Below are 23,435 nucleotides of genomic sequence, written 5' to 3'. Positions count from 1 at the left end.
GACTCGTTATTCGCCGACGCTGATCTTCAGGCCGGCCGCGATCGCAAAGGGTGCCAGTGTCACCGCCAGCGCCGTCAGGCTGGCGAGCCAGAGCAGATGGCCGGTGGCTGGCATATTCTGCAACGCCGCCTGCAACGCACCACTGCCCAGGATCAATACAGGGATATACAACGGCAGAATCAGCAACGCCAGCAGCAGGCCGCCGCGCTTCAGGCCAACCGTCAGCGCCGCGCCCACCGCACCCAGCAGGCTCAGCACCGGCGTGCCCAGCAGCAGGGAGGCGAGCAGCACCGGCAGGCAGGCGCTCGGCAGGCCCAGCATCAATGCCAGCAGTGGCGCCAACAATACCAGCGCCAGCCCGGAAAAGATCCAGTGCGCCAGCACCTTGGCCAGTACCAGCAAGGCCAGCGGGTGCGGCGAAAGCACCCACTGTTCGAGCGAACCGTCCTCGAAATCGCTGCGGAACAACCCGTCCAGCGACAGCAGCACCGCCAGCAGGGCCGCGACCCAGACCAGTCCCGGCGACAAGGTTTGCAACAATTGTGTCTCAGGACCGACCGCCAGCGGAAACAGGGCGACGACGATGGCGAAGAACACCAGCGGATTGGCCAGCTCCGCCGGGCGGCGGAACAACAGGCGCGCCTCGCGGCGCAACAGCAGAAGGAATACGCTCATGCCGCCCACTGCCCCAGGTTCAGCTCACGGTAGCCGGATGGCTTGCGTTCGAGCGTGTGATGGGTGGTCAGCACCACGGTGCCGCCCTGCTCGCAGTGGGCCGCAAGGTGGGCCTCCAGCTGGGCCACGCCCTGCTTGTCGAGGGCGGTGAACGGTTCGTCGAGGATCCACAGCGGCGGGCTGTCCAGATAAAGCCGTGCCAGGGCGACCCGGCGCTGCTGGCCGGCGGACAGGGTGTGGCAGGGTACATCCTCGAAACCGCGCAGGCCGACGGCCTCCAGCGCCCGCCAGATTGCCTCGCGGCCGGCCGGCCGGTGCAGGGCGCAGAGCCAGGCAAGGTTCTCTTCGGCGGTAAGCAGGTCCTTGATCCCGGCGGCATGGCCGATCCACAGCAGGATACTGGCCAGGGCATGGCGTTGTTCGGCCAATGGCTGGCCGCCGAGCAGGATCTGCCCGGCGGTGGGTTGCATGAGCCCGGCCAGCAGGCGCAGCAAGCTGGTCTTGCCGCTGCCGTTGGGGCCGGCGATCTGCAGCATGTCGCCAGGGTGCAGTTCGAAGTGAAGGTGCTCGAACAGCAGTCGCCAGTCGCGCTCGCAGGCCAGGCCTGCGGCTTGGAGGTGAAGGGTCACGGTTTCGCCTTATCTTTGTAGGGCTTCGGCGCGGTGTCGCCTGCTTTGCAGGCAACGCCGCTCCAAAGCCCCTATGTCTCAAGTCGCCCGCCGCGCTGCCGTTATACTGGCAACAATGGGCGGTCGGCATTATTACACGCGTCACCGCGCTGCCAAGAGGCCGAGTTCGACAGGTTGTATACAATCATGACTGAAATCAATAGTCTCGGCGCACAAACCGTGCCAGGGCCCCAGGCGGCCAAGGCGGCCATGACCGGCGAGCTGCTGCGCCTGCTGCAAGCGCAACCCGGCCTGCTGGCCCCGGGTGAGACGGCACGTGCCGAGGTCATGTCGATGCGCCAGGTCGGCGTGGATTTCCAGCTGTTGCTGCGTCTGACCCAGGGCAACGGCAACCAGACCCAGTTGCAGGCCAATGCCAGCCAACCCCTGCCCCAGGGCAGCCAGGTCACGGTCACGCAGACTGAAAGCAATCGCCTGGCGGTCATGGTGCAGCAGGTCCACGCCAACAACATCACTACCCTCACCCGCCTGGACACCAGCCAGGTTCCAGTCGGCACACTGCTGCAAGGCAAGGTCCTGACCAGCCAGCCCCTGCCGCAGAACGCAGGCGAGATCGCCAGTTTCCGCTCGCTGGTAAGCCTGCTCAACAGCAGCCAGGCCGGCGCCACCCTGGCCATCGACAGCCCGCGGCCACTGCCCGTCGGCAGCCTGCTCAGCGCGCTGGTACAAGGTGACCAGTCGCTGCGCTTCGTTCCCTTGAGCGGCCGCCAGGATCAATTGGCCATTGCCCAGCAGCTGGTGACCCAGCAAGGCCGACAGGCCTCGCTGCCTGGCTTGCTCAATGCCCTGCAGCAGATCGCCACCTCCGGCGACGCTGGCACACAACTGCGCGCCAGCGCCGAACGCTTGCTGGCCAGCCTGCCCGATGCCCGCCAACTGGGTGATGCGAAAAATCTGGCCCAGGCGCTGAACAACAGTGGCGCCTTCCTTGAAGCCAAGCTGCTGGGCGGCCTGGCAAGCGGCGTGGCGCCCGACCTGAAGACACAACTGGTCAGGCTGATCGCACAGTTGCCCAATCCCCCCACGGGACAAGCGCTCACGCCCGCACAGACCAGTACGCTGGCCCATGCCCTGCCTGGTTTCGCCCGCAGCGCCCTGGGCATGCTCGGCCAGGTCAGCCCGCGCCCGCAACCTGGAGCCTTCCCGTTGCCCTCGCGGCTGTTGCAGAGCCTGGAAAACGAAGGCGACCTGCAGCAGTTGCTGCGCCTGGCCGCCGCCGCCATCTCGCGCCTGCAGAGCCACGCACTGTCCAGCCTGCAGCAATCCGGACCACTGGAGAACGGCAACCAGCAGACCACCTGGCAAACCGAGATCCCCATCCGCCATGGCCAGGAGTTCATTCCCCTGCAAGTCAAGCTGCAGCGCGAGGAAACGCCGGAGCAGCAAGCGGATCGCGAACGTGAAGGGCGTGATCCACTGGAGGCCATATGGCGGATCGAACTGGCCTTCGACCTGTCACCGCTCGGCCCGCTGCAGGTCCAGGCGCAACTGCTGCAAGGACGTCTGTCGGGACAGCTGTGGGCAGAGCAGGAACAGACCGCCCGCCTGATCGACAGTCAGCTCGGCACGCTGCGCGAACGCCTGCTGGCCCGCGGCCTGGATGTCGGTGATTTGGAGTGCCACCCCGGCACGCCACCGCAAGGCCCACGCACACGCCTCGAACAACGCTGGGTGGATGAAACCGCATGAACAAGCAACCACGCCAGGCCATCGCCCTGAGCTATGACGGCCAGCAGGCGCCGACCCTGAGCGCCAAGGGCGACGACGAACTGGCCGAGGCCATCCTCGCCCTGGCCCGCGAACATGAAGTGCCGATCTACGAGAACGCCGAGCTGGTACGCCTGCTGGCCAGGCTGGAACTGGGCGAGCAGATTCCCGAGGCGCTGTACCTGACCATCGCCGAGATCATCGCCTTCGCCTGGCAATTGCGCGGCAAAGTGCCGGTGGGTTTCGACGACCAACCTGCGCCGCCACGGGATATCACGCCCGAGCAGCTGTTCCTGCCGGCAGGCGTGGATACGCACTGACCCCTTTGGGAGTGGTGCCATGCTTGAGCGATATTTCATTACCGCTCCCCGCCATTGGGGTTGAGTCACCGTTGTACCTGGTTTCTCACACAGGTCGACTCAATCATGCCTTTACCCTTCATCACCAACTTGGGTGTACAGCTCGTACGCGATCACCTGCAGGCTATCCCCCGCCCCGACAAGCACGCCGCACAAGCCATCCGTGACTGGGCCAAACACCAGGGATCGGACCTGGATCCGGATCAGACCGACGTCGTCACCCTGCACTACCGAGGCCACCAGGCTGCCATCATCCAGCGCCTGTCACTGACCGAAGCGGTGCTCTCGAACTGGCAAGGCGAGACCGACAAGAACCTGATCGGCCAACTGCTCCCGGGTCATTGGTCCGGCACACTGCCGTCCGGCCCACTGCAGATCGTCGATCGACTTCCAGCTCGCGGAGCATGGGCCAACGGTGCCGATCATTCGGTATTCAATGGTTTGTTCCGCCGCACCGGCAACGGCCAATACGACAGCACGACGCATCTTGCCGTGGATGTCGAGGCCCTGCAGCGCTTCATCTGGAACCTGGACTTTCACGCCCGCTTCACCGCCATGCTGGACGACTACTGGCAGCACGCCCTGCATGGCCACCAGTTGTCCATGCGGATCAGCTTCATCACCGCCTGCAACAAGCAAGTGAGCGAAGGCTCGTTGAGCGATAACGCGCGCCAGCTGGCCTGGCAGGCTGCCGGCCTGGCCCCCCGGGCGGTCGGCCTGCGAATCAGGCCACTGAACGTCTACGGCTACAGCGCCACCGATCTGCTGTGCATTACCGACAAATCCCAGCCGCTCACCCTGCTCTACCTGCCAGGCAACGCCTCCCCCCTCCACGAGTTCGCCAACATGACGGCGCTTCAGGACTGGTTCGCCATACAGTGCCAGAACCCCGAAAAGCGTCAGCGCCTGCGCCAGCATTTCAACTTGGCCGACACGCCAGACGGACTGGACTTCAGCGGCCTTGACACGGCCCTCGAAGGCCTCGGGGCTTATCCCGGCATCCACTATCGTTCGCCAAACCGAGCGGGATTCACTACCGACGGCCGCTGGTCACCCAGGGACTACGTCAACTACCGTCCGGACAAGTACAGCCCGAAGCTCGACGGCGATCTGTTCGAAGCCCTGAGCCTGCGCCAGCGCAAGCGCAGCTATGCCAACGCCGACTTCATCGTTACCAGCAATCAGGAGGTGACCAAGTCGCGCTGGCGCGGCTACGTGATCAATACAATCAATCTGCTGGCACCCTTGGCCGTGGTACTGCCAGAACTGGCGCCGCTGCTTGCCCTGGGTGGCATTGCCCAGTTCGCGGCTGGAATCGATCAGGCAATCAACGGCAAGTCACTCGAAGACAAGGCCGAGGGCGTGACGAACATCGAGTTCGGCCTGATGAACGCTGCACCACTTGCCTTGCGGCCATTGGCGGAACCTCGCGTGACGTACCCCTCCCAGGGCAGACGTTTTGTCTTGCCCAGCCGGGTAAACGACCAACTGGGCTACCCGCTCAGCCCGATCACACCACCCGCGCTGCCTGAGCGCAAACTGGTCGGTTTGTTTGGCTCGACGGTGCCGCCCTTGCCTGGTGGCGATACCGCCATCACCCAATGGCTGGCGCGCGTGCCGGTCTCTGCGGACTCGGAAGCGCAGCTGCAGTCCCTGCTGAATGGCTACAACACACTGGTTCTCTACGACAGTGAACATGATGCGTTCATCCTCGAGTCCGAGGCGAACGAGATAAGGCCAACCTACTACCGGGTATCGCCAGAAGGCCACGGACTTGTCGAGATGACCCCGAACGCCCGGACAGTCACCGACCCGATGCGCATGAGCAGTCTGCGAGCCATGGGCGTGGATGTTCAACTGCCTTTGGAAGTCCCGCCTTTCGAGGCACACCTGCGCCAGCCGATCCCGCGCAAGATCTCGAGCATCTGGGTGGGCGACAAGGTGATCGCTCCCAAACTGTTGACCACGCTGGCACGCAACCAGCAGCGCCTGACGACCAGCCAGTATGCCTATCAGCTGTTCCTGTCCAATGCCAATGCCCTGGCTTTCAGCGAGAACCTGCGGCTGTTGGCCGCGCACGCACCGAATCTCGATGTACTGACCCTGGAGGAGCAACCGTTTTTCGCAAGGTTCCGTGACAGCAAATACTTCGAGCAGTATCAGGATGCCGTTAGCGGCGCAGGTGCAAATTTCTCCTCGGCATCCGACATCCTGCGCTATCCCCTGCTCACCGAAGAAGGCGGGTTGTACCTAGACGTCGACGATACCTTACTCGCCGACCCGGCTCATCCAGACAATCCAAACCGCGCCGCGATCGACTCGGTGACCCTGGCCACCACACCGGACAGCCTCATTTTAGGTGTCCCGATGAACAATGACGCCCTGGGGATGTACTGCCAGTACAACACCAACATGATCGCCAGCCATGCCGGCAACCCGACGCTGCAAGCGATCTCGGACGCCATGCACGAACGCTACCTGGCCAACCGTGACTTCTACGGCAACAGGCCCGTAGTGAAGGGGCCCGAATTCGATGCCTATGCCTTGCGCCTGAGCCACATGACCGGGCCTGGCCTGCTGAACGATGTCATCGACCAGCGCCTGCCACGGCTGCGGGAACTGCGGCGAATCATCAACCTGCACGCCTTGCCGCAACACAATGCGCTGTACCTGGTGGCCCCCGTCGAGCAGGCATTGCGTGAAGCCGCGACAGGCGACATACCGCTCAACCATGTAGCCGAAGTCGGCAACTACCACTCTTGGGCCAAGCCCTGATACAGCCGGGGCGGCCTGACGGTCGCCCTTTTCATCCTGGTGGTAAACATATACGTAAGCTTGGGTAATCGCCGTCGTTACCGTGGAGCCTCATTTATCCACGCGGATCGATTCCAATGGCTTCCACTTTTGTAAACAACGCGGGCGAACAGTTCATCCGCCGACACCTGCAGAATATTCCCAGTCCTAACCTGTATGCCGCCAAGGCAATCCGTGAATGGGCCGAGCAGGAGCAGCATCAGCTTGACCCCGACCAGACCGACGTCGTCACCCTGCACTACCGGGGTAATCAGGCCGTGATTGCCCAGCGACTTTCACTCACCCAGGCGGTGCTGTCGAACTGGCAAGGTGAAAACAACAAGGACCTGATCGGCCAGCTATTCCCGGGTGACTGGGCAGGTACCTTGCCAGACGGCCCGCTGAGCATTGTCGAACATCTGCCAGCGCCCGGACCGCTCGACAACAGCGCACGTTTCTCGGTCTTCAACGGCATCTTCAGCAGGTCCACCCCGGCGCGCTACGACAGCACCACGCACCTGCCGGTCGATGTCGAGGCCATGCAGCGGTTCATCTGGAACCTGGCCCTGCACGCCCGCTTCGTCACTATGCTGGACGAGTATTGGCAAAAGACCAGGAAAACCCATCCACAGTCTCTGCAAATAAGCTTTATTGCCGCCTGCAACAAACAGGTCCTGGAAGGCTCCTTGAGTGACGCTGGCCGTCAGTTGGCCTGGCAAACAGCGGGACTCATGCCGAGAGCTTCCGGCCTGGAAATCAGGCCCTTGAATGTCTATGGCTACGCCGCCACCGATATCATCCAGATTGCTGACCCAGCACATCAGCAAGTACTGCTGTATCTGCCGGGAAATTCATCACCCTTCCATGAGTTCGACGGCATGAACGCCCTGAAGGACTGGTTCGCCGAACAGTGCCGTGACAGCGAAAAACGCCAGCGCCTGCGTCAGTATTTCAAACTGGCCGACACCCCCGACGGCCTGGACTTCAGTGGGCTGGATACCGCGTTGGACGGCCTTGGCACCTATCCACGCTTTCACACCCGGTCGCCCAATCGACCCGGCTTTACCGTCGATGGCCCCTGGCCGCCCAGGGACTACGTCAACTACAAGGCTCACAAGTACAGCCCATTGATAGAAGGCGACTTGTTCGACGCCCTCACGCTGCGCCAGCGCAAACGCAGCTATGCCGACGCCGACTTTCTCATCACCAGCAAGACGCAAGTGACCAAGGCCCGCTGGCGTGACTACCTGGTGACCTCGATCAATCTGCTGGCGCCCCTGGCGCTGGTGGTTCCTGAACTCATACCGCTGCTGGCCGTCGGTGGCATCGCGCAGTTTGGCTTGGGAATCGACCAGGCGATCAACGGCAAGACCCCCGAGGACAAAGCGGGCGGCGTGAGCAACATCGAGTTCGGCCTGCTCAATGCCGCACCGCTGCCCTTGCTACTGGCGACCCGCCCACAAATCCTGTTTCCAGGCAAAAACTGGCGATTCGTCACGCCAACGCGAGTGAGCGATCAGTTGGGCTACTCCCTGAGCCCCATGGACCCTCCCCGGTTACCGGAAGAGGACCCGGCAAGATACTTCCCTCGCCCCTCGTTCCCGTTGCCAACCGTGTCTGCGGGAGATAGCCCGGTAGCCCAGTGGGTAAACAGAGTCATTGACGGAGAAACTGGCGCCACGCGCCTGGAAGCAGTCCTGGACGAACGCAAGGTCGTGGTGCGGTACGACAGCGAGCACGACGCATTCATTCTCGAATCGGATGCCGAAAACAGACAACCGACGTTCTATCAAGTCACGCCTCAAAGTAACGGTCTGGTTGCGATGGAGGACACCAACCGCCTGGTTACAAACCAGATGCGCATGAAGACATTGCGTGCTCTGGGTGTCGACTTGCAGCTGCCCATCGAAATTCCAGCGGTCAACGGAGCCGATCTGAAAGCGCTGCCCAAGACAATCATCAGTATCTGGGTGGGTGACAAGGTTATTCCTGAAGACCTGCTGAAAACTGTCGGCACCAACGTCGAACGCCTGCGGGGAACCAGCTATCGCTATCGGATGTATCTGTCAATGGAGAACCCGCAGGCATTCGCCATCAATGAGACAAACTTGGCGAAATACAGCGACAAGCTGGAGATATTGAAGCTGGAAGACGAACAGCCCTTCGAAGACTTCAAGGACACCGAGTATTACACCCAATACCAAAAGGCCATCGAGATGAAACACTTCGCCTCGGCCTGTGACGTACTCCGTTACCCGCTACTCAACGCGGAAGGCGGAATTTACATGGACGTCGACGACACCTTGCAGATTGCCACGCACAATCTGGACACCAAAGCACTGATCGGCTCGACCACCTTGAGAACGACTCCGGAGGGGCTGGTCCTGAGCGCCCCGATGAGTAACGACCTCATGGGCATGCATCTCGAATACGGCACCAGCATCATCGGCAGCCATGCAGACAACTACACCTTGGAAAGAATCTCCGAAGTGATGCGCGAACGCTTCCTCGACAGGCCAGACTTCTATGAGAGCAGACCATTGAAGGGTGAAGTCGGCTACGAGGATTACGTAAAGGAGTTGAGCAGAATGACCGGACCTCGCGTGCTCAACGACGTGATTGACGATGTCGACAACGAGGAGCTGTCCCGGCTGCGCATCCTGCGACAAATCGCCAAGCTGAGATCGACTCCTCAACGCAACTTCCGATTCCTCATGGCAGAGCCGTTCGGCGCCATTGATGCCGCCGAGAAAAGCGACCAGGCGCTGAGCGCTCTAGTGGAGATCGGCAACGCGCATTCCTGGGGCAAAGCCTGACAAGAACCGGGCGACTTGCGTCGCCCGGTTCTTCACTCGCCGCGGTGCAGCTTGCTCATCAGTTGCGCCTCGGCCTGGGTCAACCCGCAGGTCTGTGTCAGTTCCTCGACGCTCGCCCCCATCCCCACCAGCTTGGCAGCCTGGGCGAAGGTGACGCTGTTAGGGTCGCGCTGCTCCAGTTGCTGCAGCTTCTCGGGCAACGGTGCCACCACCGCGCGCAGCTCATGGATCGCCTCGCCCATGCGCACGGTGCCGTTCTGATAGTCGTCCAGGCGCTTGGCCAGGTCCTTGATGCGCTGGTCACGCAGCGCATCGCCCTGGGCCTGCTGGGCGGCCAGCTCGCGCTGGCGCTTGCTGTAGTTGAGGAAGAACCACAGGCTCAGCGCCCAGAGCAGCGCCAGGAAGATGACAGCAACCTCGAAGATCAACTCAGATGTTCTCCAGCTCGGACCACTCTTCCTCGGTCATCATCTTGTCCAGCTCGACCAGGATCAGCAGCTCGCCGTTCTTGTTGCAGACGCCCTGGATGAACTTGGCCGACTCTTCGTTGCCGACGTTCGGCGCGGTCTCGATCTCCGACTGACGGAGGTAGACCACTTCGGCGACGCTGTCGACGAGGATGCCGACCACTTGCTTGTCCGCCTCGATGATGACGATGCGGGTGTTGTCGGTGACTTCGGTCGGCATCAGGCCGAAGCGCTGGCGGGTGTCGATCACCGTCACCACGTTGCCGCGCAGGTTGATGATGCCCAGGACGTAGCTGGGTGCGCCCGGAACCGGGGCGATCTCGGTGTAGCGCAGGACTTCCTGCACCTGCATGACGTTGATACCGTAGGACTCGTTGTCCAGACGGAAGGTTACCCACTGCAGGATCGGATCTTCGGAACCTTGTGCAGACGACTTTTTCATTCCCCTAGCCCTCAAAATCCGCCATCGGCGGTGTGCTCTGTGTTGCCGCGGCAGTAGCGGCGTTGATTCAGTTGTGTTTGCTGTTCATCTGCTTGACCGCGCCACTGGCGATCAGCTCGGCCAGTTCGGCGACGTCGAGCAGCGCGCACATGTGTTCGATCACCGTGCCGGCCAGCCACGGGCGTTGACCGCGCTGGCTGCGCCACTTGATCTCGTTCGGGTCCAAGCGCAGCGAGCGGCTGACCTGGTGCACGGCCAACCCCCACTCGTAGCCCTGGACCGAAATCACGTATTGCAGGCCCTGGCGGAAATCGTCGCGGTAGCGATCCGGCATCACCCAACGCGCCGTGTCGAGCACCTTGAGGTTGCCCGCCTGGCAGGTGAGGATGCCGAGGAACCAGTCCGGCTGGCCGAACAGTGGTGTCAGCTCCTGGCCGGCCAGGGTGTAGATCGAACCCAGGCATACCAGCGGTACCGCCAGGGTCAGCCCGGCGACATCGAACAACAGGCATTCGAACGGTTCGGCGGCCCAATCCGGACGGCCATCGACGCTGGCCGGCGGCGTTGGCGCAGCGGGTGCCGCCGGCACATGCAGTTCCACCAGCGGCGCGACGGGTTCGATGATATGGGTTTCACTCAGGACCGGGATGCTGGCTTCGGCCAGCACCTCGGTCTCGACCACGGCGACCACCGGCTCCAACACCGGCGCGGCAGGCGGCAGCACGGTCGGCAGGACCTTGGCCTGCGGCTCGGCAAAGGGCCGCGCAGCAGGTGTGGGCGGGATTACCTGGCGCTGGGCGTCTCGAGCCTGTTCCTCGCGGACTGCTGCTTCGAAGTCATCGCCGGGTGCCTGCTCGACAGGCTCCTCGACAGGTGCCTCCAGCTCCGCCGGCAGCTCGAACGACTCGGTGGCCTCCTGCAGCAGCCCATCGAGGTAGGACTGCAAGGCCATCTGTGGCTTGGTGGTGATCTGCCGTGCCTGGTTCATCACGCCACCTGCAACGCGGAACGGTAGGTGAGCAAGTGCTTGAGCAACGCCCGGTAGGCCACCACGCCACGGCTCTTGCCGTCGAACTGCGAAGGCGTGACGCCGTTGCGGCTGGCGTCACGCAGGCGCGTGTCCACCGGAATATAGCCCTGCCAGACCTGGTCACCATAGGTGTCGCGCAGTACCTTCAAGGTGCCCAGCGATGCCTGGGTGCGGCGGTCGAACAGGGTTGGGACGATCTGGTAGGGCAGCGCCTGCTTGCGCGAGCGGTTGATCATGCCCAGGGTGCTGACCATGCGCTCCAGGCCCTTGACCGCAAGGAACTCGGTCTGCACCGGGATCACCAACTGCTGGCTGGCGGCCAGGGCGTTGACCATCAGCACGCCCAGCAAGGGCGGGCTGTCGATCAGGGCGAAGTCGAAATCCTGCCACAGCTGCGCCAGACTCTTGGCGATCACCAGGCCCAGGCCACTCTGCCCCGGCGACTGGCGCTCCAGCACCGCCAGCGCGGTGCTCGACGGCAGCAGCGAAATGCGCTCGTCGCTGGTCGGCAGCAGCAACTGGCCCGGCAAGCCCTCGGGCACCGTGCCCTTGTGCAGGAACAGGTCGTAGCAGCTGTGCTCGAGCGCATCGGGGTTGTGCCCGAAGTAACTGGTCATCGAGCCGTGCGGGTCGAGGTCGACCACGACCACGCGCTTGCCTGCCTCGGCCAGCAGGCCGGCCAAGGCGATGGTGGTGGTGGTCTTGCCGACGCCACCTTTTTGATTGGCTACTGCCCAGACTCTCATCGTGCGTTGCTTCCTCCCGGTATGGCCGCCTGCCCTCCCGGGAACGGTGTGAAATTCAGTGACGGGGATTTGACGAAATCAGCCCCCGGTCGACGGTGCTGGCGAGGCTGGTGCACTTTGTGTGCCAGCCCGGCGCATCGCCGCATCCGGGGTGGCATTGGCGCTGCCGCTGCCGGTCAGGCTGCGGCGCACCTCCAGGTTACGCGAGATCACCAGCACCACCCGGCGGTTGCGCGCACGCCCGTCAGCCGTGTCGTTGCTGGCCACCGGCTGGTACTCGCCATACCCCACCGAGGCCATGCGCCCCGGGCTGACCCCTTCCATGGCCAGCAGTCTGACAATGCTCGCCGCCCGCGCCGACGACAGCTCCCAGTTGGTCGGGTACTGGGCGGTGCGGATCGGCAGGTTGTCGGTGAAGCCCTCGACGTGCACCGGGTTGGCGAACGGCCTGAGGATCTTCGCCACCTTCTCGATGATCTCGAAGGCGACATCGCTGGGCATGGCGTCGGCGCTGGCGAATAGCAAGGAGGAGTTGAGCTCGATCTCCACCCACAGTTCGTTGCCGCGCACGGTCATCTGGTTGGACTTGATCAGGTCGCCGAAGGCGTCGCGGACATCGTCGGTGATGGTCTTCAGCGGGTCGGCACTGGTCTGCGCCAGGCCCGCGTCGGTCTGCTCGCTGTCCTTGATCAGCGGTTCGGCGGGCTTGACGCTCAGCGGCCGCTCGTCACCAATAGGGATCGGCTTCATGCTGCGCTCGGGGTCATTGAAGACCCCGATCAGCGCCTGGGAAATCTGCTTGTACTTGCCCTCGTTGATCGACGAGATCGAGTACATGACCACGAAGAAGGCGAACAGCAGGGTGATGAAGTCGGCATACGAGACCAGCCAGCGCTCGTGGTTCTCGTGCTCTTCGATCTTGCGACGACGGGCCATGGCTTACTCCATGAAGCCTTGCAGCTTCAGCTCGATCGAGCGTGGGTTCTCGCCTTCGGCGATCGACAGCAGGCCCTCGAGCAGCATCTCGCGGTAGCGCGATTGGCGCAGGGTGATGGCCTTGAGCTTGTTGGCGACCGGCAGCAGGATCAGGTTGGCGCTGGCCACGCCGTAGATGGTGGCGACGAAGGCCACGGCAATGCCGTTGCCCAGTTGCGACGGGTCGGCCAGGTTGCCCATCACGTGGATCAGGCCCATCACCGCACCGATGATACCGATGGTCGGCGCGTAGCCGCCCATGCTCTCGAACACCTTGGCGGCCTGGATGTCGCGGGCTTCCTGGGTCAGGAAGTCGACTTCGAGGATGCTGCGAATGGCTTCCGGCTCGGCGCCGTCGACCAGCAGTTGCAGGCCTTTGCGCGCATAGGGATCGGGCTCGGCGTCGGCCACACCTTCCAGGCCCAGCAGGCCTTCCTTGCGTGCGGTCAGGCTCCAGTTCACCACCCGGTCGATGCCGCCGGCCAGGTCGACCCGTGGCGGGAAGAAGATCCAGCGCACGATCTGCAGCGCGCGCTTGAACGACGACAGCGGCGACTGCAGCAATGCCGCCGCCAAGGTACCACCGAGCACGATCAGCGCCGCCGGGCCGTTGATCAGCGCACCGACATGGCCGCCCTCCATGAAGTTGCCACCGACAATGGCGACAAAGGCGAGGATCAGGCCGATAAGGCTCAACACATCCATCAGACGCAGGCCTCGACCAGGTGCTTGCCAATCTCGTCCAGGCTGTACACGGCATCGGCCAGGTTGGCCTTGACGATGGCCATGGGCATGCCATAGATCACGCAGCTGGCTTCATCCTGCGCCCATACGGTGCTGCCGCCCTGCTTGAGCAGGCGCGCGCCTTCGCGACCGTCGGCGCCCATGCCGGTGAGCACCACCGAAAGCACCTTGTCGCCATAGGACTTGGCAGCGGAGCCGAAGGTGATGTCGACGCAGGGCTTGTAGTTCAGGCGCTCGTCACCCGGCAGGATCTTCACCGTGCCACGACCGTCGACCATCATCTGCTTGCCACCCGGGGCCAGCAGGGCCAGGCCCGGACGCAGCACGTCACCGTCCTCGGCTTCCTTGACGCTGATCTTGCACAGTTTGTCCAGACGCTCGGCGAAGGCCTTGGTGAAGGCCGCCGGCATGTGCTGGATCAGCACGATCGGCGCCGGGAATCCGGCGGGCAGCTGGGTCAGCACCCGCTGCAGCGCCACCGGACCACCGGTGGAGGTGCCGATGGCGACCAGCTTGTACGGCTTGCGCTTGGGCGCCGGCGAATGCGCGGCAGCCGGTGCCGCGGCACGGACCGGGGCGGCCGTGCGCGCAGGGGCGGTGCTGGCAAAGCTGCTGGCCGGCGCATGGCTGCTGGCCGGGGCCGGCGCGGCGGCGGGTGCCGGGCTGGAATAGGCGCTGAAACGGCGGTTGCTGCGCGAGATGGTGTGGACCTTCTCGCAAAGCATCTGCTTGACCTTTTCCGGGTTGCGCGAAATGTCCTCGAAGTTCTTCGGCAGGTAGTCGACCGCACCGGCGTCCAGGGCGTCGAGGGTGACGCGGGCGCCTTCGTGGGTCAGCGAGGAGAACATCAGCACCGGCGTCGGGCAGCGCTGCATGATGTGCCGCACCGCGGTGATGCCGTCCATCATGGGCATTTCATAGTCCATGGTGATGACATCGGGCTTGAGCGCCAGCGCCTGGTCGATCGCTTCCTTGCCGTTGGTCGCGGTACCCACGACCTGGATCGTCGGGTCCGCCGAGAGAATTTCCGAGACACGGCGGCGGAAGAAACCGGAATCATCCACCACCAGGACCTTGACTGCCATAAACACTCCATTAGGCGGCGCACCCGCCAGGGCGCGCCACCGAAATCAAATACGCCGGGCGGCGTAACGCTTGAGCATGCTCGGGACGTCGAGGATCAGCGCGATCCGGCCGTCACCGGTGATGGTCGCGCCGGACATGCCCGGGGTGCCCTGCAGCATCTTGCCCAGTGGCTTGATCACCACCTCTTCCTGGCCGACCAGCTGGTCGACGACGAAGCCGATGCGCTGGGTGCCGACCGACAGGATCACCACATGGCCTTCGTGCTGCTCCTCGTGCTCGTGGTCCTGGACCAGCCAGCGCTTGAGGTAGAACAACGGCAGCGCCTTGTCGCGCACGATCACCACTTCCTGGCCGTCGACCACGTTGGTGCGCGACAGGTCGAGGTGGAAGATCTCGTTGACGTTGACCAGCGGGAAGGCGAACGCCTGGTTGCCCAGCATCACCATCAGGGTCGGCATGATCGCCAAGGTCAGCGGCACCTTGATGACGATCTTCGACCCCTGGCCCTTGGCCGAGAAGATGTTGATCGAGCCGTTGAGCTGGGAAATCTTGGTCTTCACCACGTCCATGCCGACGCCGCGGCCGGACACGTCGGAGATCTCGGTCTTGGTCGAGAAGCCCGGGGCGAAGATCAGGTTGTAGCAGTCCGACTCGCTCAGGCGGTCGGCCGCGTCCTTGTCCATCAGGCCCTTTTCCACCGCCTTGGCGCGCAGGATGCTCGGGTCCATGCCCTTGCCGTCGTCGGAGATCGACAGCAGGATGTGGTCGCCCTCCTGCTCGGCGGACAGCACCACCCGGCCCATGCGCGACTTGCCGGAGGCTTCGCGCTCGTCGGGCATCTCGACGCCATGGTCGACGGCGTTGCGCACCAAGTGCACCAACGGGTCGGCCAGGGCCTCGACCAGGTTCTTGTCGAGGTCGGTCTCTTCACCGACCAGCTCGAGGTTGATCTCTTTCTTGAGCTGGCGGGCCAGGTCGCGAACCAGGCGCGGGAAGCGGCCGAAGACTTTCTTGATCGGCTGCATGCGGGTCTTCATGACCGCGGTCTGCAGGTCGGCGGTGACCACATCGAGGTTGGACACGGCCTTGGACATGGCCTCGTCGCCGCTGTTGAGCCCCAGGCGCACCAGGCGGTTACGCACCAGCACCAGTTCGCCGACCATGTTCATGATCTCGTCCAGGCGCGCGGTATCGACCCGCACGGTGGTTTCCGCCTCGCTGGCGCCGTGCTTCTCGGCGGCCGGCGCCGGGGCGCGGGCCGCAGCGGCAGGCTTGGCGGCAGCTGGAGCTGCAGCAGGCGCGGGAGCCGGTGCCGGCTTGGCAACTGGCTTGACCTCGGCCTTGGCCGCGACAGGTGCGGCAACGGCAGCGGCAGGCGCTTCGGCGGTGACTGCGTCACCGGAGAACTTGCCCTTACCGTGCAACTGGTCGAGCAGGGCCTCGAATTCGTGTTCGCTGATGCTCTCATCGCCCGCAGCGGGTGCGGCGCTGGCCGCTGGCGCGGCGGCGCCTGGCAGTGCGTCGACGGCGAAGGTGCCTTTGCCGTGCAACTGGTCGAGCAGCGACTCGAACTCGTCGTCGGTAATCTCGTCGCTGGCCGGGGTGGCTGGCGCAGGCGCGCTGACGGCGGCATCGGCCGAGAACTGGCCCTTGCCGTGCAACTGATCGAGCAGCGACTCGAACTCGGCATCGGTGATCTCGTCACCGCCGCCACTGACCTCTTCACCTTGCAGTTGCTCATGCACCTGAGCTTCGGCCTTGACCGCATCGAGCGAGTCGAGCAGTTGCTCGAACTCGGTATCGGTGATGTCGGGCTCGGCAGCTGCGGCTTCGACCGCGGGAGCCGCCTCGACCACCGGGGCCGGGGCTTCGGCGCCACCAGGCTCGGCCAGGCGCGACAGCGCCGCCAGCAGCTCCGGCGTGGCCGGCGTGACATCGGTACGTTCGCGCACCTGGCCGAACATGCTGTTGACCGTGTCGAGGGCCTCGAGCACCACGTCCATCAGTTCCGCGTCAACCCGGCGCTCACCTTTGCGCAGGATGTCGAACACGTTCTCGGCAATGTGGCAGCACTCCACCAACTCATTGAGCTGAAGGAAGCCGGCGCCCCCTTTTACAGTGTGGAAACCGCGGAAAATCGCGTTGAGCAGGTCCGCATCATCGGGCCGGCTTTCCAGCTCGACCAATTGCTCGGACAGTTGCTCGAGGATTTCGCCGGCTTCTACCAGGAAATCCTGAAGGATTTCTTCATCGGCGCCGAAGCTCATTAAACGTGCTCCTTAAAAACCCAGGCTGGACAACAGATCGTCGACATCGTCCTGGCTGGACACGACGTCTTCACGCTTATCGGCATGAATCTGCGGACCTTCACCCCGAGTCGGATGTTTTTCTTGATCTTTTTCAGCGCGCAGCTGCTGGTGGTCATGTTCGATCCCGGCAAAGCGGTCGACCTGGCTTGCCATCAGCACGAGCTTGAGCAGATTGCTTTCGACTTCGGTGACCAGCGTGGTCACCCGTTTGATCACCTGGCCGGTGAGATCCTGATAATCCTGGGCCAGGACGATATCGTTGAGATGGCCGGCGACCTTCTGGTTACCTTCGGCGCTGTGCGCCAGGAAACTGTCCACACGCTTGACCAGCTCACGGAATTCCGGCGCTGCCACCTCGCGGCGCATGAAGCGCTGCCAGTCGGCGGACAGGCTCTGGGCCTCGGCGGCGAGGTCGTTGAGCACCGGGGTGCACGCCTCCGCCAGGTCCATGGTGCGGTTGGCCGCACCTTCGGTGAGGCGAACCACGTAGGAGAGGCGTTCGGCGGCGTCGGTAATCTGCGACACTTCCTCGGCCTGTGGCATGGACGGGTCGATCTGGAAGTTGACGATTGCACTGTGCAGTTCACGGGTGAGCTTGCCAACCTCCTGGTACAGCCCGCGATCGCGGGTCTGGTTCAGTTGGTGGATCAGCTGCACCGCATCACCGAACCGGCCGCGCTCGAGGCTCTCGACCAGCTCCTGGGCATGCTTCTTCAGGGTTGATTCAAACTCACCCAAAGAGTTGTTGGTTGACTCCATTGCGCCCCCCAGACGTGACTCAGCCGTTGACGCGTTCGAAGATCTTCTCGATCTTTTCTTTCAGCGCCACGGCGGTGAAAGGCTTGACCACATAGCCGTTTACACCGGCCTGGGCAGCTTCGATGATCTGCTCGCGCTTGGCTTCGGCGGTAACCATCAACACCGGCAGGTGCTTCAGGCGCTCGTCGGCACGAACCGCGCGCAGCAGGTCGATACCGGTCATGCCCGGCATGTTCCAGTCGGTCACCAGGAAGTCAAAGTGCTCGCTGGTGAGCATCGGCAGTGCCGTGTTGCCGTCATCGGCTTCCTTGACGTTGGTGAAACCCAGATCACGCAACAGGTTCTTGATGATCCGCCGCATCGTCGAAAAGTCGTCAACGATGAGGATTTTCATGTCTTTGTTCAATTAGACCTCCAAGCAGTCTTAAACGCGCTCGGCGCCGAGCGCGCACTCAATCAATTCGGCACCACAAAAAACGACTGCATCGAACCTTGGCTCAACGCGCCCGCCATTCACCCAGGCGACTGCGCAGACGTGCCGCGCACTGGCTGTGCAACTGGCTGACACGCGATTCGCTGACCCCCAGCACCTCACCGATTTCCTTGAGGTTCAGCTCTTCGTCGTAGTACAGCGCCAGGACCAGGCGCTCGCGTTCCGGCAGGTTGGCGATCGCTTCGGCCAATGCGGCCTGGAAGCGCTCGTCCTCCAGGTCCCGCGCCGGCTCCAGCTGGTTGCTGGCGCCATCCTCGTGCAGCCCCTCGTGTTCGCCGTCCTGCAGCAGGTCGTCGAAACTGAACAGGCGGCTGCCCAGGGTGTCGTTCAGAATCCCGTAGTAATCATCGAGACTCAATTGGAGTTCGGCAGCAACCTCGTGATCTTTAGCGTCGCGTCCCGTCTTTGCTTCAACGCAGCGAATCGCGTCACTGACCATGCGCGTGTTGCGGTGCACCGAGCGTGGCGCCCAGTCCCCCTTGCGCACCTCGTCGAGCATGGCGCCGCGGATGCGGATGCCGGCATAGGTCTCGAAACTGGCGCCCTTGCTGGCGTCGTACTTGTTGGCCACTTCCAGCAGGCCGATCATCCCGGCCTGGATCAGGTCCTCGACCTGGACGTTGGCCGGCAGCCGCGCCAGCAGGTGGTAGGCGATACGCTTGACCAGTGGCGCGTAGCGTTCGATCAGCTCGTACTGAGCGTCCTTGGCGGCCTTGCTGTACATCTTGAAACCACTCGCGTTCATAACACTGGCCCTGCGCTGGTGGGCTGCACCAGGCGCTCGACGAAGAATTCCAGGTGCCCGCGCGGGTTTGCAGGCAACGGCCAGCTGTCGACCTTCTGCGCGATGGCCTTGAACGCCAGCGCGCACTTGGAGCGAGGGAAGGCCTCGTAGACCGCCCGCTGCTTCTGCACGGCCTTGCGCACACACTCGTCGTACGGCACGGCGCCAACGTATTGTAGGGCGACGTCGAGGAAGCGATCGGTGACCTTGGTCAACTTGGCGAACAGGTTGCGCCCTTCCTGCGGGCTCTGGGCCATGTTGGCCAGCACGCGGAACCGATTCATCCCGTAGTCGCGGTTGAGCAGCTTGATCAGGGCGTAGGCGTCGGTGATCGAGGTGGGCTCGTCGCACACCACCAGCAACACTTCCTGGGCGGCGCGGACAAAGCTGACCACCGAGTCACCAATACCCGCAGCGGTGTCTATCACCAGCACGTCGAGGTTGTCGCCGATCTCGCTGAAGGCCTGAATCAGGCCGGCATGTTGAGCCGGCGCCAGGTGCACCATGCTCTGGGTGCCGGAGGCCGCCGGAACAATGCGCACACCACCGGGACCCTGCAACAGCACATCGCGCAGCTCGCAGCGACCCTCGATGACGTCGGCCAGGGTGCGCTTGGGCGTGAGCCCCAGCAGAACGTCGACATTGGCCAGGCCCAGGTCGGCGTCCAGCAACATGACCCGGCGGCCGAGCTCGGCCAGTGCCAGGGACAGGTTCACTGAAACGTTAGTCTTGCCGACGCCACCTTTGCCACCGGTCACGGCGATCACCTGTACGGGATGCATGCTACCCATGTCTGTTCTTTACCTTGTCTCGCTTGGACCCAGGCCACATGAGGGGCTGAACGTTCAAGGCCACGGTCCGGCCGGGCAACCCCATGATGTAGGTACTTTGCACAGTATTCACCCTCAACCCGCACGCTTGCCAGGGTTGTGGTAGAGATCAGCGAACATGTCGGCCATGGCCTCGTCGCTGGGCTCGTCCTGCAACTGCACGCTGACCGCGCGACTCACCAGCTGGTGCTTGCGCGGCAGTTGCAGGTCGTCAGGAATGCGCGGCCCATCGGTCAGATAGGCCACCGGCAGTTCATGACTGATGGCAAGGCTCAGCACTTCGCCGAGGCATGCCGTTTCATCGAGCTTGGTCAGGATGCAACCGGCCAGGCCGCAGCGCTTGTAGCTGTGGTAGGCGGCGGTGAGCACCTGCTTCTGGCTGGTGGTTGCCAGCACCAGGTAATTCTTGGCGGCGATGCCGCGCCCGGCCAGGGTCTCGAGCTGCATGCGCAGCGCCGGGTCGCTGGCCTGCAGGCCGGCGGTGTCGATCAGCACCACGCGCTTGCGCAGCAGCGGCTCCAGCGCCTGGGCCAGCGACTCGCCCGGGTCGACGTAGGTGACCGGCACGTTGAGGATGCGCCCCAGGGTCTTGAGCTGCTCCTGGGCGCCAATGCGGAAGCTGTCCATGCTGACCAGCGCCAGGTTGTTCGCGCCGTACTTGAGCACATAGCGCGCAGCCAGCTTGGCCAGGGTGGTGGTCTTGCCCATGCCGGCCGGGCCGACCATGGCGATGACCCCGCCCTCCTCGATCGGTTCGATCTCGGGCACTTCGATCATCCGCGCCAGGTGCGCCAGGACCATGCGCCAGGCATGACGCGGGTCTTCGATTTCGGCAGTGAGGTCGAGCAGCTCGCGGGCCAGGCCACCGGACAGGCCGAGACGCTGCAGTCGGCGCCAGAGATTGGCCTGCTGTGGCTTGCTGCCCTGCAGCTGGCTCCAGGCGAGCGAACCGAGCTGGACTTCCAGCAGCTCGCGCAGGCCGGTCAGCTCGGAGCGCATGGCATCGAACAGACGCGGATCGACGGGGGCCGCTGGCGGCACAGCCGCGACCACCGACTCATCGACGTGCGGTTCGATCAACGGCTCGGACGCAGTCAGCGACTGGCCGGCAAACAATTGCCGGTTGCCGCCTTCGACGGCATCACCGCGCCCGGTCAGTTCGGCCTGGGCGGTGACGATGCGCGACTGCGTCTTGCGCAGCTCGTCCTCGAGCTCCGCATTGGGCACGCGTGGGGCCAGGGCGGACAGCTTGTAGTCCAGCGCGGCCGTCAGTTCGACACCGCCAGCGATGCGGCGGTTGCCGATGATGGCGGCGTCGGAGCCGAGCTCATCCCGGACCAGCTTCATGGCCTGACGCATATCGGCGGCGAAAAAACGCTTAACTTGCATAACCCACTACCTCAGCCGTTGGGGCCCACGGTGGCAACAATGGTGACTTGCTTGTTGTCAGGTATTTCCTGATACGCCAAAACATGCAAATTCGGTACAGCCAGGCGACCGAAGCGCGACAGCATGGCGCGGATCGGGCCGGCGACCAGGAGGATGGCCGGCTGGCCCTGCATTTCCTGACGCTGGGCCGCCTCGATCAGCGAGCGCTGAAGCTTCTCGGCCATGCTCGGTTCAAGAAGAACACCATCTTCCTGACCCTGCCCGGCCCTTTGCAAACTATTGAGCAAGATCTGTTCCAACCTTGGTTCCAAGGTAATCACAGGCAGCTCGGACTCAACGCCGACAATGCTTTGCACGATAGCGCGGGACAATCCGACCCGCACCAGCGCCACCAGCGCGGCGGTATCTTGACTCTTCGCCGGGTTGTTGGCGATGGCTTCGGCAATGCTGCGGATGTCACGCACCGGTACCTGCTCGGCGAGCAGCGCCTGCAGGACCTTGAGCAGGCCCGACAAGGAAATGACACCCGGCACCACCTCCTCGGCCAGCTTCGGCGAGACCTTGGCCAGCACCTGCAGCAGTTGCACCACCTCCTCGTGCCCGATCAACTCGTGGCAGTGCTTCTGCAGGATCTGGTTGAGGTGAGTGGCGACCACGGTGCTGGCGTCCACCACCGTGTAGCCCAGCGATTGCGCCTGGGCGCGCTGGCCGACATCGATCCACACGGCTTCCAGGCCGAAGGCAGGATCGCGCGAGGCGATACCATTGACCGAGCCGAACACCTGGCCCGGGTTGATCGCCAGCTCCCGATCCGGGTAGATCTCGGCCTCGGCCAGGATCACCCCCATCAGCGTCAGGCGGTAGGCACTGGGCTGCAGGTCGAGGTTGTCGCGAATGTGTACGGTAGGCATGAGGAAGCCCAGGTCCTGGGAGAGCTTCTTGCGCACACCCTTGATCCGCGCCAGCAACTGGCCACCCTGGTTGCGATCCACCAGCGGAATCAGGCGATAGCCGACCTCAAGGCCGATCATGTCGATGGGCGAGACGTCGTCCCAGCCCAGCTCCTTGGTGTCCATGGCGCGCTGCGGCGACGGCAGCAGGTCTTGCTGGCGCTGGGCCTCCTGCTCAGCCACGACCTTGGCCTTCTGCTGCTTCTTCCACACCAGGTAGGCGCCACCGCAAGCCAACCCGCCCAAGCCGAGGAAGGCGATGTGCGGCATGCCAGGCACCAGGCCCATGACGATCATCAACGCACCGGAGACCGCCAGGGCCTTGGGCGAGTCGAACATCTGGCGGTTGATCAGCTTGCCCATGTCCTCGGACCCCGAGGCACGGGTAACCATGATCGCGGCGGCGGTGGACAGCAGCAGCGATGGCAATTGCGCCACCAATCCGTCACCGATGGTCAGCAGGGCGTAGACCTTGCCGGCGTCGCCGAAGGTCATGCCATGCTGCAGCATGCCGATCAGCATGCCGCCAATGAGGTTGATGAACAGGATCAGCAGGCCGGCGATAGCGTCACCGCGGACGAACTTGCTGGCACCGTCCATGGAGCCGTAGAACTCGGCCTCCTGGGCGACTTCGGCGCGGCGCGACTTGGCCTGGGCCTGGTCGATCAGGCCGGCGTTGAGGTCGGCGTCGATGGCCATCTGCTTGCCGGGCATGGCGTCGAGGGTGAAGCGCGCGCTCACCTCGGAGATTCGCCCGGCACCCTTGGTCACCACGACGAAGTTGATGATCATGAGGATGGCGAACACCACCGCACCGACAACGTAGTTGCCGCCGATCACCACTTCACCGAAGGCCTGGATCACCTTGCCCGCGGCGCCGTGGCCTTCCTGGCCGTGGAGCATGACCACGCGGGTGGAGGCGACGTTCAGCGCCAGGCGCAGCAGCGTTGCCACCAGCAGGATGGTGGGGAACGCGGCGAAGTCCAACGGGCGCAGGGCGTAGACGCAGACCAGCAGGACCACGATCGACAGGGCGATGTTGAAGGTGAAGAACACGTCGAGCAGGAACGGCGGGATCGGCAACATCATCATTGCCAGCATCACCAGCAGGAGCAGCGGCACGCCGAGGTTGCCCCGGCCGAGACCGGCCAGGTTGTTGCGGGCGTTGCTGATTAACTGAGTGCGATCCACCGCGATTCCTCTTCAAGCAAAACTTTGACGCCTGTGTGGCGGCTGGCGCTGCCTTTGCAAGAAGCTTTCCAACTTTTCTGGGGGTGGGGGTTTTCGGGGGTTCGGGTTCGGACTCAAGGATTACTGTTTTGATTTTTTTATGCGCATTCATTGGCGATGGTGACGCATAGTCACCTTTCCGCCCTTACGGCGGGTCCCTTT

Annotated in this window: 20 protein-coding genes; 4 read left to right on the top strand and 16 right to left on the bottom strand. The window is 63.6% G+C overall.

Annotated elements, in window-relative coordinates; genetic code table 11:
- Positions 1-6: 6 nt before the first annotated feature.
- Positions 7-675: a heme exporter protein CcmB gene (gene ccmB / locus HU735_RS22090; protein ID WP_028691018.1), complete on the bottom strand. Its 669-nt coding sequence runs from the start codon at positions 673-675 to the stop codon at positions 7-9.
- Entirely contained in the window at positions 672-1,304 is a 633-nt protein-coding gene (ccmA, locus tag HU735_RS22085) for a cytochrome c biogenesis heme-transporting ATPase CcmA (protein WP_186715329.1), read from the bottom strand. Before ccmA ends, ccmB begins: the two co-directional genes overlap by 4 nt.
- A gap of 186 nt (positions 1,305-1,490) precedes the next feature.
- Between ccmA and HU735_RS22080 the strand changes: the two genes are divergently transcribed.
- The 4 genes from HU735_RS22080 (at position 1,491) to HU735_RS22065 (ending at position 9,039) form a co-directional block, all read left to right on the top strand.
- Positions 1,491-3,053, top strand: a complete 1,563-nt coding sequence (locus HU735_RS22080) for a flagellar hook-length control protein FliK (protein WP_186715326.1) — start codon at positions 1,491-1,493, stop codon at positions 3,051-3,053.
- Positions 3,050-3,391, top strand: a complete 342-nt coding sequence (locus HU735_RS22075) for an EscU/YscU/HrcU family type III secretion system export apparatus switch protein (protein WP_050706647.1) — start codon at positions 3,050-3,052, stop codon at positions 3,389-3,391. Before HU735_RS22080 ends, HU735_RS22075 begins: the two co-directional genes overlap by 4 nt.
- Positions 3,392-3,496: 105 nt before the next feature.
- Positions 3,497-6,205 (top strand): DUF6543 domain-containing protein, encoded by a 2,709-nt coding sequence (locus HU735_RS22070; protein WP_186715324.1) that lies wholly within the window; start codon positions 3,497-3,499, stop codon positions 6,203-6,205.
- 116 nt (positions 6,206-6,321) lie between these two features.
- Positions 6,322-9,039 carry a DUF6543 domain-containing protein gene (locus tag HU735_RS22065; RefSeq protein WP_186715322.1) on the top strand — a complete coding sequence of 906 codons (2,718 nt, stop codon included), beginning with the start codon at positions 6,322-6,324 and terminating at the stop codon, positions 9,037-9,039.
- Between the two features lie 32 nt (positions 9,040-9,071).
- Here HU735_RS22065 and HU735_RS22060 read toward each other — a convergent pair whose 3' ends face one another.
- The 14 genes from HU735_RS22060 to flhA form a co-directional block, all read right to left on the bottom strand.
- Positions 9,072-9,467 carry a DUF2802 domain-containing protein gene (locus tag HU735_RS22060; RefSeq protein ID WP_023630608.1) on the bottom strand — a complete coding sequence of 132 codons (396 nt, stop codon included), beginning with the start codon at positions 9,465-9,467 and terminating at the stop codon, positions 9,072-9,074.
- A gap of 1 nt (position 9,468) precedes the next feature.
- Positions 9,469-9,948, bottom strand: a complete 480-nt coding sequence (locus tag HU735_RS22055) for a chemotaxis protein CheW (RefSeq protein ID WP_003254393.1) — start codon at positions 9,946-9,948, stop codon at positions 9,469-9,471.
- Positions 9,949-10,015: 67 nt separating this feature from the next.
- Entirely contained in the window at positions 10,016-10,936 is a 921-nt protein-coding gene (locus HU735_RS22050) for a CheW domain-containing protein (RefSeq protein ID WP_186715321.1), read from the bottom strand.
- Complete coding sequence (locus HU735_RS22045; protein WP_028691011.1) at positions 10,936-11,724, bottom strand: ParA family protein; 789 nt, start codon at positions 11,722-11,724, stop codon at positions 10,936-10,938. Before HU735_RS22045 ends, HU735_RS22050 begins: the two co-directional genes overlap by 1 nt.
- Positions 11,725-11,802: 78 nt before the next feature.
- Positions 11,803-12,660, bottom strand: coding sequence for a flagellar motor protein MotD (gene motD, locus HU735_RS22040; RefSeq protein WP_186715319.1), 858 nt, complete (start codon positions 12,658-12,660; stop codon positions 11,803-11,805).
- Positions 12,661-12,663: 3 nt separating this feature from the next.
- A complete protein-coding gene (locus HU735_RS22035) occupies positions 12,664-13,404 on the bottom strand; it encodes a flagellar motor protein (protein WP_186715317.1) in 741 nt (246 codons plus the stop codon).
- Positions 13,404-14,528: a chemotaxis response regulator protein-glutamate methylesterase gene (locus HU735_RS22030; protein ID WP_186715315.1), complete on the bottom strand. Its 1,125-nt coding sequence runs from the start codon at positions 14,526-14,528 to the stop codon at positions 13,404-13,406. The genes HU735_RS22035 and HU735_RS22030 overlap by 1 nt, the downstream gene beginning before the upstream one ends.
- A 45-nt stretch (positions 14,529-14,573) precedes the next feature.
- The gene (locus HU735_RS22025) at positions 14,574-16,796 is read right to left on the bottom strand and encodes a chemotaxis protein CheA (protein ID WP_186715313.1); all 2,223 of its coding nucleotides are present in this window, start codon (positions 16,794-16,796) and stop codon (positions 14,574-14,576) included.
- Positions 16,797-16,808: 12 nt separating this feature from the next.
- A complete protein-coding gene (locus tag HU735_RS22020) occupies positions 16,809-17,597 on the bottom strand; it encodes a protein phosphatase CheZ (protein ID WP_186715311.1) in 789 nt (262 codons plus the stop codon).
- Between the two features lie 19 nt (positions 17,598-17,616).
- Positions 17,617-17,991 carry a chemotaxis response regulator CheY gene (locus tag HU735_RS22015; RefSeq protein ID WP_172402424.1) on the bottom strand — a complete coding sequence of 125 codons (375 nt, stop codon included), beginning with the start codon at positions 17,989-17,991 and terminating at the stop codon, positions 17,617-17,619.
- Positions 17,992-18,094: 103 nt separating this feature from the next.
- Positions 18,095-18,835: an RNA polymerase sigma factor FliA gene (gene fliA, locus HU735_RS22010; RefSeq protein ID WP_050706656.1), complete on the bottom strand. Its 741-nt coding sequence runs from the start codon at positions 18,833-18,835 to the stop codon at positions 18,095-18,097.
- Positions 18,832-19,665, bottom strand: a complete 834-nt coding sequence (fleN, locus tag HU735_RS22005; RefSeq protein ID WP_016393812.1) for a flagellar synthesis regulator FleN — start codon at positions 19,663-19,665, stop codon at positions 18,832-18,834. Before fleN ends, fliA begins: the two co-directional genes overlap by 4 nt.
- A gap of 114 nt (positions 19,666-19,779) precedes the next feature.
- Positions 19,780-21,093, bottom strand: coding sequence for a flagellar biosynthesis protein FlhF (flhF, locus tag HU735_RS22000; RefSeq protein ID WP_186715309.1), 1,314 nt, complete (start codon positions 21,091-21,093; stop codon positions 19,780-19,782).
- Positions 21,094-21,104: 11 nt separating this feature from the next.
- Positions 21,105-23,234: a flagellar biosynthesis protein FlhA gene (gene flhA / locus HU735_RS21995; protein ID WP_186715308.1), complete on the bottom strand. Its 2,130-nt coding sequence runs from the start codon at positions 23,232-23,234 to the stop codon at positions 21,105-21,107.
- Positions 23,235-23,435: the final 201 nt, after the last annotated feature.

This window comes from Pseudomonas sp. BW16M2 (genome assembly GCF_014268865.1).
Lineage (GTDB): Bacteria > Pseudomonadota > Gammaproteobacteria > Pseudomonadales > Pseudomonadaceae > Aquipseudomonas > Aquipseudomonas peradeniyensis.
The sequence above is the reverse complement of the archived record's forward strand: the minus strand, read 5'-3'. Positions and strand labels throughout refer to the sequence as shown.

Excerpts from the sequence above, each read along its gene's own strand:
- HU735_RS22045 (WP_028691011.1), bottom strand. The coding sequence starts at position 11,724 with ATGAGAGTCTGGGCAGTAGCCAATCAAAAAGGTGGCGTCGGCAAGACC.
- HU735_RS22015 (WP_172402424.1), bottom strand. The coding sequence starts at position 17,991 with ATGAAAATCCTCATCGTTGACGACTTTTCGACGATGCGGCGGATCATC.
- HU735_RS22070 (WP_186715324.1), top strand. The coding sequence starts at position 3,497 with ATGCCTTTACCCTTCATCACCAACTTGGGTGTACAGCTCGTACGCGAT.
- HU735_RS22075 (WP_050706647.1), top strand. The coding sequence starts at position 3,050 with ATGAACAAGCAACCACGCCAGGCCATCGCCCTGAGCTATGACGGCCAG.
- HU735_RS22025 (WP_186715313.1), bottom strand. The coding sequence starts at position 16,796 with ATGAGCTTCGGCGCCGATGAAGAAATCCTTCAGGATTTCCTGGTAGAA.
- ccmB (WP_028691018.1), bottom strand. The coding sequence starts at position 675 with ATGAGCGTATTCCTTCTGCTGTTGCGCCGCGAGGCGCGCCTGTTGTTC.
- fleN (WP_016393812.1), bottom strand. The coding sequence starts at position 19,665 with ATGGGTAGCATGCATCCCGTACAGGTGATCGCCGTGACCGGTGGCAAA.
- HU735_RS22035 (WP_186715317.1), bottom strand. The coding sequence starts at position 13,404 with ATGGATGTGTTGAGCCTTATCGGCCTGATCCTCGCCTTTGTCGCCATT.
- HU735_RS22050 (WP_186715321.1), bottom strand. The coding sequence starts at position 10,936 with ATGAACCAGGCACGGCAGATCACCACCAAGCCACAGATGGCCTTGCAG.
- fliA (WP_050706656.1), bottom strand. The coding sequence starts at position 18,835 with ATGAACGCGAGTGGTTTCAAGATGTACAGCAAGGCCGCCAAGGACGCT.
- motD (WP_186715319.1), bottom strand. The coding sequence starts at position 12,660 with ATGGCCCGTCGTCGCAAGATCGAAGAGCACGAGAACCACGAGCGCTGG.
- flhF (WP_186715309.1), bottom strand. The coding sequence starts at position 21,093 with ATGCAAGTTAAGCGTTTTTTCGCCGCCGATATGCGTCAGGCCATGAAG.
- HU735_RS22020 (WP_186715311.1), bottom strand. The coding sequence starts at position 17,597 with ATGGAGTCAACCAACAACTCTTTGGGTGAGTTTGAATCAACCCTGAAG.
- HU735_RS22080 (WP_186715326.1), top strand. The coding sequence starts at position 1,491 with ATGACTGAAATCAATAGTCTCGGCGCACAAACCGTGCCAGGGCCCCAG.
- HU735_RS22030 (WP_186715315.1), bottom strand. The coding sequence starts at position 14,528 with ATGGCAGTCAAGGTCCTGGTGGTGGATGATTCCGGTTTCTTCCGCCGC.
- HU735_RS22065 (WP_186715322.1), top strand. The coding sequence starts at position 6,322 with ATGGCTTCCACTTTTGTAAACAACGCGGGCGAACAGTTCATCCGCCGA.
- HU735_RS22055 (WP_003254393.1), bottom strand. The coding sequence starts at position 9,948 with ATGAAAAAGTCGTCTGCACAAGGTTCCGAAGATCCGATCCTGCAGTGG.